The organism is Flavipsychrobacter sp. (assembly GCA_041392855.1).
Taxonomy (GTDB): domain Bacteria; phylum Bacteroidota; class Bacteroidia; order Chitinophagales; family Chitinophagaceae; genus UBA5543.
The window spans coordinates 1592584-1616535 of record JAWKLD010000001.1; the positions used below are offsets into that span (position 1 = coordinate 1592584).

General features: G+C 39.4%; 20 protein-coding genes. 12 read left to right on the forward strand and 8 right to left on the reverse strand.

The genetic code is table 11. The annotated features are described in order from the left end of the window. Window positions 1-16: 16 nt before the first annotated feature. The 10 genes from R2800_07460 (at window position 17) to R2800_07505 (ending at window position 12843) form a co-directional block, all read left to right on the forward strand. On the forward strand, window positions 17-2455 hold the full coding sequence (locus R2800_07460) for a polysaccharide biosynthesis tyrosine autokinase (GenBank protein MEZ5016873.1): 2439 nt from the start codon (window positions 17-19) through the stop codon (window positions 2453-2455). Window positions 2456-2509: 54 nt separating this feature from the next. Further along, on the forward strand, window positions 2510-4288 hold the full coding sequence (locus R2800_07465) for an ABC transporter ATP-binding protein (GenBank protein ID MEZ5016874.1): 1779 nt from the start codon (window positions 2510-2512) through the stop codon (window positions 4286-4288). Between the two features lie 119 nt (window positions 4289-4407). After that, window positions 4408-5352: a glycosyltransferase family 2 protein gene (locus R2800_07470; protein ID MEZ5016875.1), complete on the forward strand. Its 945-nt coding sequence runs from the start codon at window positions 4408-4410 to the stop codon at window positions 5350-5352. A gap of 3 nt (window positions 5353-5355) precedes the next feature. Next, window positions 5356-6543 (forward strand): glycosyltransferase family 4 protein, encoded by a 1188-nt coding sequence (locus R2800_07475; GenBank protein ID MEZ5016876.1) that lies wholly within the window; start codon window positions 5356-5358, stop codon window positions 6541-6543. 13 nt (window positions 6544-6556) lie between these two features. Then, window positions 6557-7336 carry a glycosyltransferase family 25 protein gene (locus R2800_07480; GenBank protein MEZ5016877.1) on the forward strand — a complete coding sequence of 260 codons (780 nt, stop codon included), beginning with the start codon at window positions 6557-6559 and terminating at the stop codon, window positions 7334-7336. Window positions 7337-7346: 10 nt separating this feature from the next. After that, complete coding sequence (locus R2800_07485) at window positions 7347-8234, forward strand: hypothetical protein (GenBank protein MEZ5016878.1); 888 nt, start codon at window positions 7347-7349, stop codon at window positions 8232-8234. A 1-nt stretch (window position 8235) separates the two neighbouring features. After that, window positions 8236-9450: a glycosyltransferase family 4 protein gene (locus R2800_07490; protein MEZ5016879.1), complete on the forward strand. Its 1215-nt coding sequence runs from the start codon at window positions 8236-8238 to the stop codon at window positions 9448-9450. A 1-nt stretch (window position 9451) separates the two neighbouring features. Then, window positions 9452-10657 carry a glycosyltransferase gene (locus tag R2800_07495; protein MEZ5016880.1) on the forward strand — a complete coding sequence of 402 codons (1206 nt, stop codon included), beginning with the start codon at window positions 9452-9454 and terminating at the stop codon, window positions 10655-10657. 1 nt (window position 10658) lies between these two features. Further along, window positions 10659-11780: a glycosyltransferase family 4 protein gene (locus tag R2800_07500; protein ID MEZ5016881.1), complete on the forward strand. Its 1122-nt coding sequence runs from the start codon at window positions 10659-10661 to the stop codon at window positions 11778-11780. Then, complete coding sequence (locus tag R2800_07505) at window positions 11767-12843, forward strand: glycosyltransferase (GenBank protein MEZ5016882.1); 1077 nt, start codon at window positions 11767-11769, stop codon at window positions 12841-12843. The genes R2800_07500 and R2800_07505 overlap by 14 nt, the downstream gene beginning before the upstream one ends. Before the next feature lies 1 nt (window position 12844). On the opposite strand, the gene R2800_07510 is transcribed toward R2800_07505, so the two are convergent. Beyond that, the gene (locus tag R2800_07510; protein MEZ5016883.1) at window positions 12845-14212 is read right to left on the reverse strand and encodes a hypothetical protein; all 1368 of its coding nucleotides are present in this window, start codon (window positions 14210-14212) and stop codon (window positions 12845-12847) included. 53 nt (window positions 14213-14265) lie between these two features. Here R2800_07510 and asnB point away from each other — a divergent pair, with 53 nt between their 5' ends. Next, window positions 14266-16179, forward strand: a complete 1914-nt coding sequence (gene asnB, locus R2800_07515) for an asparagine synthase (glutamine-hydrolyzing) (GenBank protein ID MEZ5016884.1) — start codon at window positions 14266-14268, stop codon at window positions 16177-16179. A 58-nt stretch (window positions 16180-16237) separates the two neighbouring features. Further along, window positions 16238-17485 (forward strand): glycosyltransferase, encoded by a 1248-nt coding sequence (locus R2800_07520; GenBank protein ID MEZ5016885.1) that lies wholly within the window; start codon window positions 16238-16240, stop codon window positions 17483-17485. 1 nt (window position 17486) lies between these two features. Here R2800_07520 and R2800_07525 read toward each other — a convergent pair whose 3' ends face one another. The 7 genes from R2800_07525 to R2800_07555 all read right to left on the reverse strand — a co-directional run bounded on the left by R2800_07525 (window position 17487) and on the right by R2800_07555 (window position 23881). After that, window positions 17487-18473 (reverse strand): SDR family oxidoreductase, encoded by a 987-nt coding sequence (locus R2800_07525; GenBank protein MEZ5016886.1) that lies wholly within the window; start codon window positions 18471-18473, stop codon window positions 17487-17489. 179 nt (window positions 18474-18652) lie between these two features. Continuing rightward, window positions 18653-18796 (reverse strand): 30S ribosomal protein THX, encoded by a 144-nt coding sequence (locus R2800_07530; protein MEZ5016887.1) that lies wholly within the window; start codon window positions 18794-18796, stop codon window positions 18653-18655. Window positions 18797-18885: 89 nt separating this feature from the next. Continuing rightward, window positions 18886-19167 (reverse strand): HU family DNA-binding protein, encoded by a 282-nt coding sequence (locus tag R2800_07535; GenBank protein MEZ5016888.1) that lies wholly within the window; start codon window positions 19165-19167, stop codon window positions 18886-18888. Window positions 19168-19446: 279 nt separating this feature from the next. Continuing rightward, window positions 19447-19752, reverse strand: a complete 306-nt coding sequence (locus tag R2800_07540) for a DUF4286 family protein (GenBank protein MEZ5016889.1) — start codon at window positions 19750-19752, stop codon at window positions 19447-19449. A gap of 19 nt (window positions 19753-19771) precedes the next feature. Further along, window positions 19772-20710, reverse strand: a complete 939-nt coding sequence (gene rsgA / locus R2800_07545; GenBank protein ID MEZ5016890.1) for a ribosome small subunit-dependent GTPase A — start codon at window positions 20708-20710, stop codon at window positions 19772-19774. An 11-nt stretch (window positions 20711-20721) separates the two neighbouring features. Then, window positions 20722-21966, reverse strand: coding sequence for an ABC transporter permease (locus R2800_07550; protein MEZ5016891.1), 1245 nt, complete (start codon window positions 21964-21966; stop codon window positions 20722-20724). A gap of 43 nt (window positions 21967-22009) precedes the next feature. Next, window positions 22010-23881, reverse strand: a complete 1872-nt coding sequence (locus tag R2800_07555) for a T9SS type A sorting domain-containing protein (GenBank protein MEZ5016892.1) — start codon at window positions 23879-23881, stop codon at window positions 22010-22012. Window positions 23882-23952: the final 71 nt, after the last annotated feature.

Below are 23952 nucleotides of genomic sequence, written 5' to 3' on the forward strand. Positions count from 1 at the left end.
GCCTTTATTGAGATAAATGGAACAGAACACAACACAACAAATGCCTCAGGCATCCACTAGGATACTGAAGCAACTTAACTCCTCATTCGACTTTAAACGAATGTTGGGAGCGTTGCTTAGTAACTGGTATTGGTTTGTGTTGGCTATTTCCATCACTATGACCGCAGGTTTCCTATACCTACGGTACACGACTCCTATCTACTCTATCGATAGTTCCATTTTGATAGACAATCAAGACGATAACAACGTAGCGCAAAGTGTATTAACAGAATTGGCTCCCGACAAGGACAAATCGAGAGTGAACCTCTATAACGAGAAAGTAATACTGGAGTCGCAAGATATGATAGCGAAGGTTGTGGATTCTCTTGATCTTAACATTCGCTACTGGGCTATAGGACGTGTAAAGGAAACAGAGATCTATGAAGAGTGTCCAATAAAAGTATTATTCGATACTACTGGTTTTCAGGGGCGTAATATGGAGTTGACCATTAAACAAATTGTTGATGGCCAGTTTGAACTAATAGAAGGTGAAGCTTCGGAAAGAGTACTCTATGATACATGGATAAAAAGACCTTGGGGAAGATTCAAGATCATATACAACGATGGACGTGATGTAAACAAAGGCTATTTAGATGCTACGCCTTTCTTGGTCAAAATAAAAGACATGAGCGATGCGGTAGGAGCTGTAAGCAGTAGCTTTGAAGTTTACCTTAATGATGGAAGGAACAGCCTACTAGACTTGTCTTATACGGATAATATACGCCAAAGAGGAGTAGACTTTCTTAATGTACTGATCCATTATTACAGAAAGAATGAGCTGGAAAGCATTAACCATAGAGCTAAAAAAACTCGTGAGTTCATCAACGACCGTAAGGCCAACATGATTCAAGAGTTAAAGTCTATGGACTCTCTTTCTGTTGACATTCAGCTAACCAACGACATCGTTAACCCTACAGCACAGACTACAAAATTCATTACAGAGAAAGCTCAGTCAGAAAACGAGATACAGCTACTGAATATGAAAATTAATGAGATAAGAGCCCTCATTAATAACATGCAAAATGGTGCTGGTAGCCGAAATGAGGTGATTGCCGGATTGACAATAGGAGATGCGAGTCTTAACGGACTTGTAGGGCAATACAATGCGCAAGTAAAAAAGCTGGAGCAACTGGCTAGAAACTACGGTCCATCTCACCCTACTCTGCTAGAGCTGGAAAGCCAAATAGCTGCCATGCGTAAAAGCATTACGGATGCCAGCTTGGCCATTGAGAAAACTATAAACAGGCAACTGGCTAACGCAGCACAAAATGCTAGGGAAGCTGAAGACAAACTTCGAGTAGCTCCTAATGTTGATAATGACATTAAAGATGCTACAAGAAACTACCCTGTACTACAAAGCATCTATTTATTCCTTTACCAAAAAGGAGTAGAGAATGAAATTTCGGAATATGCCGCTACTAACAAGTCTAAAGTAGTAGTAGTACCTTATGCTTCAAGCCAACCAATAGAGCCGGTTAGTAACTCTATATATGTGATGATGATATTGCTAGGGCTATTAGTGCCAGGTACATTCATAGTTGCAAGAGAGTTGATGAACAATAGCATCATCAACGATAACGATATAGAAGCCATTACTGACATACCTGTACTTGGTTCGGTAGGTAGAGTTGAAGAAGCTACTAACAGAGATAATACTATTGTTGTTGGTCCGCATATACGTACGGGTGTTGCAGAGCAGTTTAGACTAATAAGAGCCAACCTTGAGTTCATGGCTTCTGCTAAAGATAGCAGAGTATTCATGATCACTTCAAGCTCAAGTGGTGAGGGTAAATCTTTCATCTCTATCAACCTTGGTGTAACCATGACCTTGGCCAAGAGAAGAGTTGTGATCATGGAGTTTGACCTGCGTAAACCAAAAATATCTCAGTATCTAGGCTTGCCAAACAATGGCGGTATTAGCGGTTACCTTGCTGGCATGACAGGACTGGAAGGAGTACTAAAAGCATCGGGCATTCATGAGAATTTATACATAGCCAATTGTGGTCCTATACCTCCAAACCCTGGAGAATTATTAGTATCGGGCAAAATGCAGCAGCTCATGGCCGACCTAAAAGAGATGTTCGATGTTGTGATCATTGACACCGCACCTATCGGGCTGGTATCAGATGCCTTAATACTATCTCAACATGCCAATGTGAATCTATTTATTGTTCGTCAATCATTTACGGCTAAAGATCAGGTAAGAATGTTTGACGTGCTTCATAAAGACGGGAAGATACAGAACCCTGCTATTATATTTAATGGAGTAGAGTTCTTGAAGAAGTATGGATATGGGTATGGTAGCGGTTCGGGATATGGATATTCTTACGGCTATGGATATGGGTATGGATATGTTGACAATTCGTCTAAAAAGAAGAAACCTAATTTCATTACTAGGTTTTTTACTAAAAAATAATCAATGATACTATTGCTTACAGTAGTAGTACCTAACCATAAATGGTAAAACAGAATGAGTTCTAAACGTACGAGTGCTATTTCGTCGGTAAAAAAGCTTCATGCCCTCTTTAATACCAAACAAAAAAGAGCGTTCAATTGGTTGATACTATTCACCTTTATCAGCTCTATAAGTGATTTGGTAGGTTTAGGATTTGTGATACCAGTTGTAGGGCTTGTGTTGTCAGAAACATTCCATACCACACTAGTAGACTATTTGCCTTCTCTTGCGGGGTTAACTAAAAATGAATTATTGGTTTATACAGTACTTCTGTTCTTCTTTTTGATACTGCTAAAAAATGCTTTCGGGCTTTATATCAATAAACTTCAGGTAAACTTTGTTCGTAGCCTTTACGTTAGTTCTTCGATGAATGTATTGGAGAAAGTATACAACCGATCTCTACTAGACATACAGAAAGACACCTCAAACGAGCTTGTTAGTAAACTTACTTATTACCAGTCGGCACTATGTAGCAATGCTGCTATCTCTACCATTATCCTCATCAACGAGATGATCATATTTGCACTGACTGCAATTATAGTATGCACTTACGACTGGCGTCTTTTCTTATTACTTATTGGGGTACTACTACCTGTAATGGGAGGGTTTTATGCCAAGGTAAAAAACATGATAAAGCATGCAGGTAGTGAAAAGTCTCAAAACAGTATTAAACTATATGCCAGTGCTCAAGAAATGATATTTGGCTATACTGATATTAAGATAGCTGGTACAGAAGAGCGTTTCAAAAAAAGGTTTGGTGGTTTTGCTAAAAACTTCAGTGTATACCAAGCTAGGTTGGACTTCATGATGTTCATTCCTACACGTATCATCGAGATCGTAATTTTTATGTGTATCATAGTAATACTACTCTATGGGGTTTTTGTACTAAAAGATGCCGAAAAGATCATTACTACCATTACTCTCTTCTCTGTAATTGCATATAGAAGCATACCATCTGTGAATAGGTTTGTAATGGCAATGAACAACCTTAACTCTACTGATTTTCTATTTAAAGACCCAGACTTTACACCTTCTGATAATACGGAAGAAGACACTCCAGCTATCGAGCCTTTATCATTTGAGCGTACAATTAACTTCAATAATGTTTCTTACCAATACCCTGGTAGTAACACACCTGTATTAAAAAGTTGTAACCTAGAAATAAAGAAGGGCGAGAAAATTGGTATTGTTGGTAAATCAGGCTCTGGTAAATCTACCTTAGTTAGCAACCTATTGGGCTTCCTTAGCCCTACAGAAGGTAATATATCTATTGACACCACAACACTAGAAGAAGACAACACTAAAAACTGGTGGAAGATACTGGGCTATGTTAGACAAGATGTATTCATCATGAACACATCTTTTAAAGAGAACATTGCCATAGGAGAAGTAGGAGACCAAATAGATGATGCAAGACTACAAAGAGCAATAAAATTATCCAGCCTTACAGACTTAGTGAATAGTTGGGAGAACGGCGCAGATACCATACTTAACGAAAGGGGCAATAACCTTTCGGGTGGACAGAAACAACGTATAGCCATAGCCAGAGCAATTTATAAAGGCGCAGAAGTATTGGTGTTTGATGAGGCTACCTCTGCATTAGACTCTAAAACAGAAGAAGAAATAACCAACGCTATTAGAGAACTAGGAAACGAGAACTTAACTATTATTATTATAGCACATAGATACTCTTCTTTGAAATATTGTGAGAAGATCTACAATATTGAAAAAGGAATATTAGGCTCGTCTATTAGTTATGAAAAACTAATAGAAAACCAACCCAATCATAACTAAATATATACAGCTATCATTATTGTTGACAAAAGCACAATAGCAATCATCAATAAACTGCAGGAAATGAATAATAAGACACAGAGGTACTACTTATACACAAAAAGCAAAGAGAACGCCTAATGAAAGTCAGTATCATAATGTGTGCCTACAACTCGGCACAATATATAGAGCGTGCAATACAAAGCATTATCGACCAGACTTATACCAACTGGGAGCTAATTATAAGTGATGATGCCTCTCCCGGAGACAATACTGTAGAAATAGCGCAACGCTATGCTGATAAAGACCCAAGAGTAAAAGTGATCGTTCAGCCTGAGAATTTGGGATACCTAGGCAATAAGAATGATGCTTTAAAAAGAGCAACAGGAGAGCTAGTCACTCAGCTTGATGCAGATGACACCAGCAAACCAGAGCGATTGGAGAAACAAGTAGCCCCATTCCTCAATGATCCGAAACTGATGATATGTGGTACTAACTATGAAATTATTGACGAGCAGGATAATGTGTTGGAATGCAAGGAGTATGAACAAGACTTTGTCATAGCAGAACTACAAAGAGAATATCCTTTCTGGTTTCCTGGGTTGATGTGGCGAAAAGAGCTCTTTAATGAGGTGGGCTATTTTTCAGACTACTTCGATGATGTATATGGAGATGATCATTACTGGACTTATGTAGTGAACAGTAAATACCCTATCTACTTTGTAAAAGATGCGCTGTATGGTTACCGTTCAAACCCCAACTCGCTAACAAATGTATTTGACAGCCCGAGAAAAATGTTTGCTAACGAACTACTGGGCGAACTATATCGTCAGATAAAAGAAACTGGTACCGACTGGCTGCAGAAAAACCAACGAAGGAAGCTAAGAGACTTCGAAATGTCTCTTTTTCAAGATAATGCTCTAATGGCTGAGAAGTATAGGATATGGGCAGCAAAGGCTATTGATAGAAAAGACTGGGCTACAGCAAAAAAGCTAATTTTGAAAAAGCTGAAATATAAAAAGAATAGCATAGATGGCTTTAGAACTATACTGTACTATTATAGAAGAAAATACCTAAACAGCTAAGTAATGAATATACTGTTAGCTACAGAAGTAATACATCCCGGTGGAGCTGAAACATTTATCTTGCGCTTAGCAACCTCGTTGCAAAAAGCAGGGCACAATGTGCATTTGTTTATTTTCTACAAAGATGGCTTTAATGATAAGCTCTACAACTTACTAGCACCTAACGTTCCCATTACTAAGGCTCATATCCCTAACTCATTTCTACTAAGAAAAATAGACGGCGTTCTGTTTCGCCTGAAGATAGACTACAGCTTTAGAATACAATACATCAAAAAAGCTTTAAGAAAAGTAATAGCTACGCACAAAACAGAGGTCATACATAGCCATTTACTTAAAACAGATAGCGTATGTCTTGATGTGGCATCAGAACAGAATATCCCTGTTGTAAATACCATTCACGGAGACTATCTACAGTTTTACAACAAGACAAAGAACAATGTGCCGATACCATTGCTCAACTATCAGAAAAAAGCAACGCATAACCTTAAACGTTTAAATAGAGTTGTTTGCATATCAGACAAACAATTGGCTTTCTTTAAAGAGCATTTTGCCGAAGAGACCAACAACAAACTCAGCAAGATATACAATGGCTATACAGGACAAGTAAAAAGACAACCGAAAGAGCTAAGAAACAAACTACATATCCCTGACGGGGATTTTGTATTCGGTATGGTATCTCGAGGCATACTAGAAAAAGGATGGCAAGTAGCTATCGATGCCTTTATAAAAATAAAGACAGACAATACTCATTTAGTACTGGTGGGTGCTAGCGATTACCTTACAGAGCTACAAGAGCAGTACGCTAGCGAAAAGAATATTCACTTCACAGGTCATGCGGACAATCCACTTGACTGGGTAAATATGATGGATGTGGGACTACTACCTACTACCTACCCCTCAGAAAGTCTGCCAACAGTTGTGATAGAATACCTATGCTGCGGCAAGCCAGTAGTTGCATCCAATGCTGGTGAGATCAACAACATGATAAAGTGTGGCGAGGCTGTTGCAGGACTTATTATTCCAATAGAGAACAATACGGTATCGGCCAATGACGTTGGCCGGGCGATGAACACTTACCTGAACGATAAACCCCTACTTGAGAAGCATATAGCCAATACCTCTATTTGCTATGAGCAGTTTGACATGAAAAAATGTATTGATGCCTATTTAAAGGAATACAAACACTTTTAAGCTTCTATATAGCATGAAAATCTACGTTATCAACATGAAACGAAGTATCTATAGAAGAGAATCTATGGAGAAAATGCTACAAAGCATGGAGCTTAATTATGAAATAGTAGAAGCTGTTGATGGTAAACTGCTCACTGAAGAAGAATATATCAAACACACCACCAACCCCAAAGAGTTCACACGCTCACAAACAGGTTGTGCGCTATCGCACATCAACGTATACCGAAAAGTAATAGCAGGAAAAGAGGACTACGCTTTAGTGTTGGAAGATGATGTAAAGATCACAGAAAAGAAATTCAAACAGTTTTTAGAACAAATAAAAGCTAAACTAAACCCTGATAACATAACCTTACTTACCTACTTTTGGTGTAGAGAGGGTTATTTAGACCTAAAAAAGCAGGAAGGTAAAACCATAAAAGCAGATAAAACTTATCATATCTGCACCCCATCAGAAATACATGGCATAGGCCGTGCTGCTGCTTATATTTTATCAAAACAGACTTGTCAGCGCATGGTAGACGTCAACTATCCACTGCTAGCGCAAGCCGACTCTTGGGTTGTTTTCAAACAGGAAGGAGCCTTTCATTCTATTGATTGTATTTTCCCTGCACCTATTACTGAAAATGAACAATTCGGATCGGAAATAGACTATACCCAAACAAAAACACAAGCATTTTTAAAAAGATTGATTACTACTATAGTAAACAAGAAGATTCCTATTTTTAGTACTATCATTACACGTAGACGACAAGCCTATTCAAATTCTTTAAAAAAATTTCGCCTAATAGACTAAACGCTTCTTTATGAGATTTGCAATAAGAGACGACGACACCAACTATTTTACATCGCCTGAAGAACTGAAGGCTTGTTATGGTGACATATGGGATAGCTATCCCCCGACACTCTGCCTTATCTCTAAGGTAAAAGGCAAATGGTCGCACTGGGTACACCAAATATATAAAGACAAACATGATACCGACTGGGAAGCATGGACCAACGATAATACCCCCTATCCAATAGAAGGTAATGGTGCGTTGGTAGACTTCCTGAAAGAAAAGGTAAAAGAAGGAAAGCTAGACATTGCCTACCATGCCAAATATCATAGAAACGAAGATACCTACCTGCCTAAAAGCAGGGCTAATAACTATGTAAGATGTGCAGAGTATTTTACTACTCGAGATCTTACTGAAGATATTAAAACAGAAGTAACACACCTTAACCAACTATTGGGTTGTAACATATCTGTTTTCACCCCACCACAAAACTTATTGAGCAAGTTGGGCTACAATTCAGTGATCAATGCCGGCTTAAACATTTGCGGAGGAGGTATTGCCTTTTACAAAAAAGAAAAGGACATAAAGGGTTTGCAAAACATAGCCAAACAACTAGCATTTAAAGTACTGCATAGAGACTCTGACTACCCGAGAGTAGTACACTATAAAAACCATAACGAGCTACCATACCATTATCCTTTACAACCTGGTACACGCTTGGATTCTCTGATTTATGATTTTGATATGGTACGGAAACATAATGGAGATTTTGTACTTTCTACACACTATGTAGAGTTTGATTATCCTATGGTTTATGATGAGACCATTACTATGAAAAGAGTACTGCTTGACTTTTTAGATTATGTCTCTCAGTATGATAATGTAGAAAAAGTGACCCTTTCTGAAATGTTGCAATAAGATGAACGCAAAAAAGAAAATACTAGTCGTCTCCTTTCAATCGCTTACCGCTAATAGTGCGGGCGGCATGGCCAGATTGGGCTATTACTTATCAAAAGAATTGCATCAACGTAATTTATTAGAAAAGTTTATCGTTTTTTCAAAAGGGAAACATACGACAGACTTCCCTTGCGAACCTGTATCTAAATGGTCGCGCTATTATTTATTCTTACTCAACAAACTGAACCAGTTCTTAAAAATACCTGCGCATAAGTTCAGGTTGATACAAGAACAACAATACGATCGTTTCTGCACACAGCATATCACAAAAGACATTGGTATTTTATTCACCACCAATGCTCATATGCGAAGAACATTTAAAAAAGCCAAACGGTTAGGCATTCCTATTGTATACATCCCTGCCAATCAGGAAGAGAACTATATTTACGACCTCATCACTAAAGAGCAGAACCTACTTGGCATTCATAATACCGATGCCTATACTTATCAACCAAGGCTACAGTTCTACAATCAATCCATAGGGTATGTAGACACTGTAATAGGTACCTACCCAACGGTTTATGACAGCTATGTAAATGCTGCACGTAAAAGCTATGAAGTAGTTAATATAACAGGACACTTAAAACCTGACTTCAAACCATATACATTAGAAGAGCGTACCAAAGGTGCTACTTTTCATGTAGGTTATATGGCACATACTGTGGTACTAAAAGGGTTGCAATATTTATTGACAGCATGGAAAGAACTACAGGAAGAGAACAAAGACCTGAATATAGAGCTATCTGTTGCCGGATATATAGAACCTAAATTAAAAGACTATATAGCAGAACACTTTGGCAACCTGAAGAAAATTAAATACTTAGGGCATGTATCCAGTGTACCTGAGTTTTTAAAAACCTTAGACATCTTCGTCATCCCTAGCCTTTCAGAAGGAGGACCATATACTGCGTTAGAAGCAGCTCATTATGGCGTGCCAGTTATCATAACAGAGAACTGTGGTTCAGGCGAGTTGCTGAGTAGAGATAACAGTGGTTGTGTCATAATACCTATTAGAGATGCAGGAAGGATAAAACAAGAAGTGCTAAATGCTTATAACAACAGAGCGGCATTGCCACAAATGGGCATCAATGCCAAGACAAATTTAGACAACTATAAAATGCAGGAGCTTTTTACAGCTTTAGTAGATTATTTAGAGAAAAAGGTAACCAAATTATAGTATGAAGAATGTATTACTCATAGGGTCGGAACTTGGAAAAGGAGGAGCAGAACGCTCTATCTCCTTACTAAGTTATTATCTGGAGCAGCGTGGCTATGAGGTTACACTTTGTATTCTTTCGGGTACCGATAGAGAAAAGTTTTACAAGACATGTAAAAGAGTGGTCTTTGTAGACCCTCCTGCACATACAGGTGTTGTAGGAAAAATAAAAGCTTGGCAATACCGTATACAAAAAATAAAAAAACTCAAACAAGAACAGAACATAGATGTATCCATCAGTTTTTTAGAAGGACCAGACTATGTAAATGTGCTTACCAGAGGTAGAGAAAAAATTGTGCTTAGTATTCGCGGCTCCAAGATGCACGACAAAGTGATAAGTGGAGTAATGGGTACGATAAGAAAGAAAATACTTATTCCATTTCTTTACAAGCGTGCTGATGAAGTAATCTGTGTAACACAAGCTTTAGCAGACGAACTCAACCATTACTTCAACATCTGTAAAGAGAAGCTAACGGTCATCTACAACTTTTACGAGACAGAAGACATTCTACAAAAAGCACAAGAGCCACTTACTGGAGAAGAAAAGAAGATATATGATAAGCCTGTTATCATCACATCAGGCAGGTTGCATGTAGCCAAAGAACAAGACAAGCTTATTCGCTTACTTCAAAGGTTAAAGACGACCACAGATGCCCGACTAATGATACTGGGCGATGGAGAACTAAAAGATGACTTCATAGCATTAACACGATCACTTGGCATGAAAGCATGTGATTGGAAAGGAACCTATGAAGAAGCCGATGTGTATTTAATGGGCTTTCAATCAAATGCTTTTAAATATTATCATCATAGTTCTTTATTCGCATTGTCCTCTTCTTGGGAGGGTTTCCCAAATGTATTAGCAGAAGCGTTGATCTGCCAAATACCTGTGGTAAGCACCGACTGCCCTACCGGCCCTAGAGAGATATTAAACGTTAACGGGCTGGATGCACCAACGGAAGAAACGCACAGACTAACAGTAGGCTCACTACTACCCATGCTGAATGAAATAAATGAACAACGTTTTGAACAATGGGTGACCGAAATGCAACATTGGCTGAATGCTAGAAAGCCAATGCCAGAGGACTATGATAGGCTCACAAAACGTTTTACCTTAGATGCCATGCTCACACAGTGGGACAATGTGATCAATCAAAAAACAATATAGTTTGAACATACTGATAATAGACAACTCATTAAACTTTACAGGCGCCTTTAAATGTGCACTAAATGAAGCTGACCTATTATCAGACCAGCATAAGTTCACCTTTATACTACATAGCAATAGCAACTTAAAAAAGCCGTTGCAGGAAAAGGGATACAAAGTACACCAACTACACATGGTAGAAATAAAGCGTTCTATCCCTGTGCTGTTTTTATACCCGCTTATGTTGTTACGAAATGCCGTTGAAGTATTTCGCATAGTAGCCAATGAAAATATAGATGTAGTACAGGTAAACGACTACTACAACCTAATAGGTGTAATGCTAAAAAAACTAGGTTATAAAGGTAAGTTGATCACTTATGTGCGCTTCTTACCTTCAGCCATACCTGGTATACTTAATAAATGGTGGACAAAGTTGGCGCAAAAATATTCCTACAAAGTAATTGCTGTGTCTGATGCAGTACTGCAACAGCTACCACAAAAGGAAAATACCATAAGAATATATGACCCTGTAAAACTAGAAGAACAACTACCGGAAGATAACGATGAAGAAACGAACACTATAGACCTGCTTTACCTAGGCAACTACATAAAAGGCAAAGGGCAAGATTATGCCATAGAAGCTTTTGCTATGGCTTACGAACAAAACCAATTGCTTCGTTTAAGGTTTGCAGGAGGTATTATGGGTTTGGATAAAAATGCAGCCTTTAAAGTAGAACTACAAAAACGAGCTCAAGAGTTGGGCATTGCAGAAGTGGTAACTTTCGATTCCTTTAGCACAAATATAGAACAAGACATAAAGGAGGCTGACATAGTACTTAATTTTTCTGATGCGGAGTCTTTCTCCATGACCTGTTTAGAAGCTGCCTTTTACGGTACGCCATTAATAGCTACCAAATGCGGAGGACCTGAAGAAATAATAGTACACGAAGAGACAGGGCTATTGGTGCCGAAAGCGGACACTACAGCAATGAGTGATGCTATACTAACCCTAGCCAATAATAGACTGGTAAGAGACGACTACGCTTTGGCTGGGAAGGCCTATGTAAGAAATAAGTTTTCTATCAGTAATTATACAACAGCTATCGAATCAATTTTAAAAGAGGAGCAACATGTCGGCAGCTAAAGTATTATTCATAGTACCCTACCCTGTAAGGCATGCTCCGTCTCAACGCTTTAGGGTAGAACTGTTTGAACCTGAACTTCAAGCTGCGGAAGTTGATTATTCCATTAGTCCTTTTATGGATGAGGCAACGTGGAATGTGCTATATAAAAATGGCTCTATTCTTCAAAAAGCAGTAGGTATTATTAAAGGTTACCTTAAAAGATTCAAGACCGTATTGTTGGACGTACCTAAGTACGACTACATATTTATACATAGAGAAGCAGCCCCGTTAGGGCCTCCTATATTTGAGTGGCTGATCGCTAAAGTATTGCGTAAAAAGATCATCTTCGATTTTGACGATGCTATATGGATGGAGAACACTAGTAATGAAAATAAGCTGGCAGCACTACTAAAAGCGGCATGGAAGACTAAAAGCATTTGCAAATGGTCTTATAAGGTTGCAGGAGGTAATGACTATCTCTGCAATTTTGCCAAACAGCATAATGACAGTGTAGTATTGCTACCTACTTGTGTAGACATGCAACGTATGCACAAGGGCGAGAAACAACATCATGAAGGACAGGTTACAATTGGCTGGACAGGTAGCCACTCTACCCTCAAATATCTGGATGATGTCATAGAGGTATTACAAGAGCTGGAAGAAAAACACAATACTCGTTTTATAGTCATTGCCAACAAACAGCCTGACCTCCCGCTAAAAAACTTGGAGTTCATCAAATGGAGTGAAGAAACCGAAGTAGCCGACCTTTTAAAAATAGATATAGGCATCATGCCACTTAAAGCTGATGCTTGGAGCGAAGGAAAATGCGGTTTTAAATTGATCCAATATCTATCTCTTGGCATACCCGCTGTAGCCAACCCTGTTGGGGTCAATAAAGTTATTATAGAGGAAGGCGTAAACGGTTATTTATGTAATAGCCCTGAAGAATGGGTAACTGCATTAACATCACTTGTAGCAGATGCAAATTTGCGTAGATCATTTGGGCAATCAGGCAAGGAGAAGATGGCATCTAATTACAGCATTGCTTCGCAAAAAGATACTTTCCTACAACTCTTTAGTTAGATCACTTAAGGTTAAAAGCAAAGAAATCGCTTTCTATAGGTTTATTCTTATAGTAGATAAGTACTAGCATCATAGTATAGAACGGCAGGCATGGTATACGGTAACGAGACAGTGTACCAAAAGTACCTGACGACAATCCCACCGCAAATGCGAAAATGAGCGTAAAGATGAGACAAAACTGAATGGTGGGATCTGTAGCTATACTCTTCCATACTCTACCCAAACCTACAGAGAACAACACCTTAATAGTGAGCAACAATAGTATGGTAGCCTCTATAGCATTTATAAACTGTATGGGCTTTCTGGTTTCCCATAAGTAAGGGCGGAATAACGATACATTTACCGCAGCAGGAAACCTCGACAACATACCTGCTGGTGTTGGACTAAACTCTCCTATATCGTAAGCACTACCTGCATCACCTGCTTGCTCACTAATATAGTTACCTACCAAATAAGAAGTTTTTGCCACCTTATCCAGCGAATACCTACCCAAAGTGGAAGCAAATGCCGATGCAAAGAACAAGAATCCACCGATACAGATTATAATAACACCGATCTTAGTAAAGAAGCGTGCAAAAGGGTTTTTGATATAGTGCGAGTAAGTAGATAGTATCCAGAATACAATAGCCGGCAAGAAGGCTATTAATATATACACCTTAATATTAGCGATAAGGTAAAAAGCAAATACAGTCAACAAAATGATACTTATCCTAAAGTCTCTATTGATAAGTAACCTAAAAACCCCATAGGTTAGCCACCCGAGGGCAAACATACATATGGTATCCTTAAATATGCCTGAACCCCACATAATGGTACTTGGGATAAACAATACTGCAATCGCTATATAAAGTGTGTATTGTGGATACTTGGTAGCAAACGTACGAAACAAGGCCCAAATGCCTGTATAAGCCAACGATGCTAATAGTACAGACGTAGGCAAATAGGTACTGAAGGTAAGCGTAGCTATAAGCGCTGTTATAGTGGCTACCATATACTCTGTAGGTGCCTCATACCATTCCATTTGGTTAATGTACTTCATATATGGCCCATCGTACCAGTCGGCTAGCCTAAAGGTGAGCTTAAACCACATAATGGGCGACTCACCGAAAGAGCTATTGATCGTTGAGGCATGCTCAAAATATTTGGAGGTATCACCACCACCATAGTAGTATTGGTATATAAATCCGATAAAAAGACCACCTAGTATTTTGGCTATCAGGCCGGGCATAAAATAGGGTCTCCACTGGTGGCCTGGAGGGTAGTAAGCGTCTCTTATCTTGCTGGCAATAAAAAAAATGATCACCAAATAGAAGGGCAGGAGCAAATAGTCCAGCAAATGAATAAATGAAGTATCTTCTAAGTGATGCATTTTATTATATCTTGCAATATTAACAGCTTAACCAAACTCATTTAGTCCAGCTCATGTGTGGTATTACCGGCTACTACGTTTTTAATAATGGCAGCAACGATAATCTTACAAAGGTAGCGCAATCTACAGATAAACTCTACCTGCGTGGTCCTGATAGTGGTGGTCATTTTAATGACGACCGTATTGCTTTAGGTCATCGAAGACTTTCCATTATCGACACCTCTGAAGGTGCTACCCAACCCATGACGGATGCTACTGGAAGGTACACAATTGTATTCAACGGAGAGATATTCAATTATCAACAGCTGTCAATAAACCACCTAAAAGATACTTGGGCTCGTATAGGCGGTGCTAAAACGACTTCTGATACAGAAGTACTCCTTTACCTACTTATAGAGTATGGCACCAAATGCTTACCATGGCTGAGTGGGTTCTTTGCTTTTGCCTTTTACGATCACGAAACTAAACAGGTAATATTAGCCAGAGACCGTTTTGGTAAGAAGCCACTACTCTACCATGCTAATGACAAGCATATAGCCTTTGCGTCGGAGATGAAGTCTTTGCTAGCATGGGACATACCTAAGGAGCTAGACTATAACGTGCTACTCCAATACCTGCAACTCAACTATGTGCCGCAGCCACAAAGCATGCTGAAAGGCGTAGCTAAGCTCAAGCAGGCGCATTACATGATCTGCACGCCTACAGGTATTAAAGAATATCAACCGTACTACGAAATAGAGATTAAGAAAGAAGCCTATAATAACTATAGTTATGATGCTGCTCAGCAAGAGCTGGTACAACTCATGGATGACTCGGTAAAAGAGCGCATGATATCTGATGTACCACTCGGGGCATTTCTTAGCGGAGGAATAGACTCCTCAGTTATGGTAGCACTAGCGAGTAAGTACACCAACAACCTGAACACCTTCTCTGTAGGGTATAAAGACAACCCCTACTTCGATGAAACAAAATATGCACAGCTGGTAGCTAAGAAGTACAATACCAACCATACGGTATTCTCCTTGACCACCAACGACTTTCTAGAGCATGTACACGATGTACTAGACTATATTGATGAGCCTTTTGCAGACTCCTCTGCCATTCCTGTCTATATACTCTGCAAAAACACACGTAAACATGTAACTGTAGCTATAAGTGGCGATGGTGGTGATGAGATATTTGCCGGCTATAACAAACATGCTGCCGAATGGAAAGTGCGCCAAAGCTCTATGGTCAACCAAATAGTGAAGGCGGGGCTACCCATTTGGAAAATGCTGCCTCGTAGCCGTAACAATAAGGTCACTAATATATTTCGCCAGCTACACCGCTTTGCAGAAGGTGCACAACTTAGCGATAAGGAAAGGTACTGGAGATGGGCTTCCTTCAACACTGCCAACCAAGCAGGAAAATTGCTAAGACCTGAAGTAATGGCTAAAACAGATACACCATTATTACAACGAGAGAAAGACGCCATACTAAAACACATCAATAATGGTGGCGACTATAATGAGGTACTGCTTACAGATATGAACTTGGTACTCATAAGTGATATGCTGGTAAAAGTAGACCTGATGAGTATGGCCAACAGTTTGGAAGTACGTAGCCCATTCCTAGACTACAAGGTGGTAGACTTTGCCTTCACCCTGCCTGAGCAATATAAAATAGATGGCAGCATGAAGAAGCGCATTGTTCAAGATGCTTTTAGAGATATGCTACCCGAAGAAATATACAACCGTCCAAAGCATGGTTTTGAAATACCACTATTAGGTTGGTTTAGGAATGAACTATGGGGGTTAATAAATGACGACCTTCTACAAAAGGATTTTGTAGCGCAGCAAGGTATATTTAATGTAGAAGAGATTGAAGCCTTGAAACGTAAATTGCGCAGTAATAACCCCGAAGATAGTCATGCTACTATATGGGCATTAATAGTTTTTCAACACTGGTGGAAAAAACACCTCTCATAATCAAGGCTTTACTTTCATTAGAGCTAGTATTAATGTATTTTTGAACATAATACAATAAATGCCCCGAGTACTACGCATATTAAACCGACTGATCATTGGTGGCCCTGCCATTAATGCCACTTACCTGACCAAATACATGGCTCCAGAGTTTGAGACCATGTTGGTGATAGGAGGTAAGGACGACCATGAACAAGATGCAGACCACTTGAGTATGGATCTTGGCATCACACCTGTTGTAGTACCGGAAATGAAACGGGAAATAAGTCCCGTCAACGATGGTCATGCCTATAAAAAGGTCAAAGAATTAATAGAAAAATTCAGACCTGATATAGTTCATACACATGCTGCCAAATCTGGTGTCATAGGTCGTTTAGCAGCTGATGCCTGCAAGGTGCCTGTTATTGTACATACATTTCATGGGCACGTGTTTCATAGCTACTTCAGTAAAATGAAGAGCAATACTTTTGTACAAATAGAACGCTATCTGGCAAGGAAATCTACAGGCATTATCGCCATCAGTGATATGCAGAGAGATGAACTGGTAGACAAATACAAGATATGCTCTAGAGAGAAAATGGCGGTCATACCTTTGGGCTTAGACCTACAAAAATTCCAAACACACCAAGACGTTAAACGAACAGAGTTTCGTAAACGTTTCCAGATAGCTGATGACGAAATAGCCATCGGTATCATAGGACGTGTAGTTCCAGTCAAGAATCACTCTTTATTTGTAGCAGCTGCTAAAAGGGTATTAGACCAAACCGACAAAAAGGTTCGCTTTATTGTAATAGGTGATGGTGATATGCGACCACAGTTGGAAGATGAGTTTAAAGAAGCTGGGATTGACTATGCTTATTATCCTGAAGAGCAACGTGCCGCAACAGCCATATGCACCTCTTGGCAGACAGACATGGATGTAGTACTTGCGGGATTAGATATAGTAGCACTTACTTCTCACAACGAAGGTACGCCTGTATCGCTTATAGAAGCACAAGCAGCCTCTCGCCCTGTTGTATCTACCAATGTAGGGGGTGTAATGGATGTAGTAATAGACAACCAATGCGGCTATATTACAGAGCCAAACGATGCCGAGCTATTTGCAGCGGCACTGCTTAGGTTTGTAGAGAATGAGAACAAACGTGCTTATTTTGGCAGCCAAGGACGTCAGTTTGTGCAAGACAAATACTCTTACCAGCGTTTGGTAAAAGACATGTCGGAGTACTACTACCGATTAATGGACTTAAAGAATGTAAGCTATCGCAACCATAGTGGCCGTCCAATACCCAACTCGCTAGACCAGTACTGATCTATTTCTTGTATATCTCTTCAAAGAAGGCTACAGTTTGTTTCAACCCATCCATAAACCTTTGTGTTGGTGCATAGCCAAGCAATGTTTGTGCTTTGCTAATATCGGCAAGAGAATCGCGAATATCACCTGCACGTGGCTCACGGTGTGTAGGCTCGTGCGCTACACCTAGCATTTCTCTTATAGACTCGTATAGGAAGTTTACCGTAAAGTTCTCCCCCACAGCTACGTTATAGGCCTCACCAAATGATTTTGGGTTATCACTAAGCATACCTCTTACGTTAGCTTGCACAGCATTGTCCACAAAAGTGAAGTCTCTTGTTTGCTCACCATCACCATTGATGTATACAGGAGTTTGGTTGAGAATACCACTTACAAATAATGGAATAACTGCAGCATAAGGGCCGTCGGGGTCTTGACGTGGACCAAATACATTAAAATATCTTAGACCAACTACCTGCATACTATATAAATCTGCAAATACATTGGCATATAGTTCGTTAGTTTTTTTAGTAACTGCATAAGGAGATAAAGGATTACCTACTTTCTCCTCACGTTTAGGTAAGTTAGGTTCGTCTCCGTATACCGATGAGGATGATGCGTATACAAATGTTTTTACACCACTATCTTTAGCAGCGGTTATCATATTTACAAAGCCACTTACATTTACTTCATTACTGGTTATTGGGTCTTTTACCGAACGAGGCACTGAGCCCAATGCTGCTTGGTGCGATACATAATCAATGCCTTCACAAGCCTTCACACATGTAGCTGCATCTCTGATATCGCCTTTCATGAATTCGAAGTTATCATAGCCTGTAAAAAGGTCAATATTCTTCTGAAATCCTGTTTCTAAATTATCTAGTACACGTACCTTACCTGCACCATTCTTCAATAGGTACTCGGTAATATGCGAGCCTATAAAACCGGCTCCACCCGTCACTAAAAAACTGTGTTGGCTAATATCTTTTGTATGAAATGCAGACATTGTTTGTTTTTTTGGTTAGTTGTTGTACCCATTATCTGGTGTACGGGGGCAAAATTAGCCGAATAATAATGAAAACTAAATAGAAGCAGCGCTGTTAACTAATTAATAGCAAAATGCAGGATACTAAAAAAGCCACTCGAATAAGTGGCTTTGATAATAACGTTGAAGAAGCGTATCAATTAAGCTTCTTTAGCGGCAGCAGCCATTTTCTCCTTGTTCGCTTTTTTCAAAGCTACTTTAGTAGAACGGCGAGCTATACGGCTTTTACCGAATGAACTCATTGCTATTTTGCCACGTTTTGTGCGTTTATCACCTCTGCCCATTTTATTCTATTTTTTTATTTAAGATGCGAAAATACAAAAAAAAGCAAGAAACACCGTTCCTTGCTTTTATAATACTCTTAAAAGTAGAATTACTTCTTACCACTGATCTTAGTAGAGAATTCTTTACCAGCCTTAAACTTAGGCACCTTGCGAGCTTTGATCTTGATCACCTCACCAGTTTGTGGGTTACGACCGTTACGAGCAGAACGCTCAGAAACAGAGAAAGTACCAAAACCTACAAGAGTAACACGGTCACCTTTTTTAAGTGTTTTGATTACTGTATTAGTGAAAGAATCCAATGCTTCATTAGCTTGTGTTTTTGTAATGTCAGCATCTTTAGCAATTTGCTCGATCAATTCAGCTTTGTTCATAACTATATGTTTAGTTGTAAATAAATAATGTTTTTTTCAAAACAGTGTAAGCAAATATACTCACGTTTGGTACAGTTCCAAATATCACTTGTCTTTTTTTTATCGCCGAAAACCCTTGCCTGTAGCAGCTTTCCACAAAAAACAACAAGTTATCAACACTGTAAAAAAACATTAGGAAAGCTGAAACCCTTTACTATAGGGGCTATCGTCATATTGGCAAGAAATTTGCTATGTTGTATTGCGCTCCTAGAGCGCAATACAGGTGATTACACCTGAGAATCAGGACACAATTTCCATTATTGTTCTAAATGCCACGAATTTATCGCCAAAGCGGTCTATTCCTTTAGCACGCATAGTGTCAGCATGATCGCTGATATAGCTATCGTACTCGCTCATTGTTTTGCAAAAATACTGTGCCGTATAGGTAAGTCCTTCTGTCTCATCTTGCATCAATATTTTACACAAACGAGCATCTTCAAAAAGGCCCGTAGCCATCAGCTCGGGGATATGCTCTTCTTTCATCCAAGTCAGCCATTCAGCAGCTATGCTATGGTCTACACCTACAGTTACATTGTATATTATCATAATTATCCTTTGTCTTTATTTACCATTTTTTTTCCACGGTATCCAGTATAGTAAGATAGCTCGTAAACCTATCTTCATCAAACGCTCCATCTACTACAGCTTTTTTTACAGCACATCCGGGCTCATTAAAATGCATACAGTTATTGAACTTACAGTCGTTCATCAGTGCACGGATCTCAGGAAAGTATTGCGCCAATTCTTCCCTTTCAAAACCGATAAGACCAAACTCCTTCACCCCCGGCGTATCAATGATACGACCACCATTAGGCAAGTCAAACATTTCTGCAAATGTTGTAGTGTGCTGCCCTTTCCCACTCCATTCAGACACCTCTGTTGTTCTAATATCCAAGCCGGGTATCAGTTGATTGATCAGTGTGCTTTTACCTACTCCTGAGTGCCCGCTGAAAAGTGTTGTATTTCCTGCAAGCCTGTCTTTCAGAGGCTGAATACTATCATCGTTTAGTGCCACTACAGTATAAAACTCATAACCCGCAGCCTCGTACATATCTTTCCAATGTGCCAGCTGCATCCAGTGCTTTTCCTTCTTTATTAAGTCTGTTTTATTAATGACTATAATAGCAGGAATATGATAGGCTTCCGCCGAAAGCAAAAAACGATCTATAAACCCTTGCGAAGTGCGCGGCTCGGTAATAGTAGCTACAACTAATGCTGCATCAAGGTTGGCAGCTACAATATGTCTTTGGTTTTTATTGTGTGGAGATACACGAACTATATAGTTGTTACGTGTTACAATACTTTTAATAATAGCTACATCAGCGTCTTCATCTTCTATATCAAAAACTACTCTATCGCCTACAGCTATGGGGTTGGTAGAGGAGATGTCTTTATCGATCTTCAACTTACCTTTTACACGCGCCTTCCAAAAGCGTCCTTTATCATCGCAAACAGAATACCAACTACCTGTAGATTTATATACCAGTCCTGTACTTTCTTCCATCGTCTACATATTTACTCGTAGCGTAGTGCTACTATAGGATCTAATTTTGAGGCCTTCAGCGCAGGATATATGCCAGATATAATACCTACCAATGCACAAAGGCTTACCCCTACTCCTATCCATACCCAAGGTACTATAAAACCTGTTTTGAATATTATACCAAACAAATTACCAACAAGCATGCCCATTATCACACCTGTTACACCGCCTAACAAACTTATCATAATAGCTTCGGTAAGAAACTGATTTTTGATAACGGAAGAACGGGCACCTAAGGCTTTGTTTACACCTATCTCTCTGGTACGTTCGGCTACTGATACCAACATGATGTTCATCAAACCAATAACAGAACCCAACAGGGTGATAAAACCAATGAACACCGCTGCAATACCTACAATGCTAATGCTGCTCAAAAGAATATTCGCTAAATTATCATTCTCACTCACGCTAAAGTTATTCTCATAACCAACGGGTATTTTTCTTATCACACGAAATAACCCTTCAGCTTCTTGCTTGGCCATTTCCTTTTGGGCAATATCTTTTACCATTACATTTATCACAAACCGCTCATCCTCACCATATACTTTACGCGCATTTTCCAACGGCAAGAATACCAAGTTGTCGGCATTCATCATCATACTACCACCCTTTGCTTCCGAGATACCTACTACTCTATATTTTATACTACCTACAGATACCAGTTTACCTATGGCATTCTTAGGTCTGTTATTAAACAGCTTATTAGCTACCCCGTTGCCTAATATACATACATAGCCGCCTGTCTTTATCTCATAGTCGGAGAAGACTCGTCCAAAATCTAGTTTGGTATCCGAAATTTTAAAATAAGCTTCGTCTACCCCCATTGTACTAATGTTGGGGTTGGTCTTTTCAGACTCATAGCGCACCTCTGCCATACCGCTACCCGTCATAGATACGCCAATTGTAGCAGGGAATTCATATCTATCTTTAAAAGCCTTAGCCTCATCATAGTTGATGGTTTTGCCCTGACTGAAGCTGATATGCATGCCTCCCCCTCTTTTCTTCTGGGTAATGATATCACTTGTTACCTGAAAGGTATTAGCCCCCATACTACTAAAGTTAGTATAGATACTAGCCTTCATCACTTCAATAGCAGTGAGTATGCCCACAAGCGCGGTGATGCCTATACCTATGATAGATATGGTCAGGATAGAGCGAAGTCGATTATTCTTGATCGCTCTGAATGCTTGACTGAGATTGAAAAAAAACTGTGTCATGCCTTAAGCAAAGTTAGCATGCCTATGGCAAACAAAACTTAAATTATTGTTTAATAAATTTTTCTGCCATTACACTTACACCTGTAGCCGTTTGTGCTTTGAGCACATAGTTACCTGTAGGTAACGAGCCTATATTGAAACGTATAAGGTTATGACCTTGCTTACAATGTTTTTCTAACACCTGATCTACTTTCTGCCCCTTCATATCATAAATAGCAAAGCTTACTTGCTCTGCCTCTTTCATATCAAACTCAAAACCTATGAACTGGTAAGCAGGGTTAGGATACACTTTTACATCAGTGCGGCTAGCCGTTTGTTTTTCAGTAATGCCTACGTGCGTTGGCGATGTTAGCTTGGCCATCCAGTTGCCATACTGTGTATTGGTGCCTACCTTCTTACCATAGATACCTACTACCCATACAGAGCCAGGATTATTCCAATCTACCTGAGCACCCGTATAGTCGCCCCAGCGTTGCTCCTTGCCCGATAACATTTTGATGCTACCTGCACCTTCTTTTATACGTACGATATCGGAATATTGTGTACCGTCGTATAATATAGCTGCCAAGCCAGGGAAGGTATTAGGTCCTGTGAAGTTAAAACCGATTATTGCCTGATTTTTACCATTCTTCTTACCGGCATAGGCTAGGTTAGGATAACCAAAATCTAGAGTATCAACACCTATAAGGCTTGAATGTGTAACAGTAGGATTATTCTTATAGTCTTTAATTACACCATGAAATACTGCTGCAGCACCACTAGTAGGATTAACAGAAGTATTAGCAAAATGTATTTCATCATCTATATAAAAAGCCCCCAACATACGAGCATCGTTAGTAGCTAGTGTAGCACTAGTATCTGGTTGACGACCATTTGGCGGAGCACCATATTTGCTTGGCGTTCTCAAAAACTTCACTTCAACATTTTTATTACCACTAGCTATATTGTCCGGTATTTTTACCAACCATACAGAGTCTGTTTGTATACCAAAGTTCCTGTTGGACATGAAGTATTGTGCAGGGCCTTCAATAGTAGCACCCGCCTGTACCGGATGTAAGTATCTTACATAATCGCCATTAGCGTGTTTAATACTATCCCAAATTTGATAAGTTAGGTTAGTTGCTCCTGTATAGCCACTTTGCTTATCTATCTGGTACACTACTGTTTCTTTAAATCCTGTCTTCCAACTAGAGTTGTACCCTAGCTTATTACCCGTAAGGAAAAACTCATCCTTAGTAATAGAAATGGCAGGATAGTCGAACCATGTAGTATCTCCTTTTATGTCTCCATAAAACTTATACATATTCCAAGCGCCCGCAGGATCGTTGCTTTGAGAGAAGCAAATCACAATATTATTCGTAGCATCAGTACCACTAAGTACTACGCAGATATATCGGTCTGATATTGGATCGTAGATCACTTTAGGGTCATACTTATGATGGCCAATACCATTTAAACCCAAGCTAGTGGTCCATAGCCCTAATGCCTTTTTAAAGGTCATTTTACCTGTAGTACCATCCAATACGGCAATACTACTGTTGAGCACATTTATTGCTTTATTTCCCTTAGACATGGCCATGTTATTATCCGGCGGAATGCCAGTAAGAGAGTCTGCTATAAAATCTATAGCTACTACGGGTGCAGCACCGGCAGTAGTCTTTCTACTTGCTTTGTTTACTTTATAAGGAAATAGTTGATGTACTTTTTCCTTTACCTCACGTAGCTTTTCTTTATCTATATTACCATCGGGGCTTGGTGCTTCTAGGTTGAATACTTGTGCCGTGTATTTATCCTCCACTTCGCTTAGCACCACTGTTGCTGCCAAAGGTGTTGTATACTTCGTCACTTTTGCCGACTGAGCCAAAGCTCCCACTCCTGTTGCTACTGCAACTGCCGATAGTAAAATTCTACGCATGTTCTGGTAATTATTTCCACTAAAAATAAGAAAACCGCTGCATATAGCCATGCAGCGGTTCATATAAATGA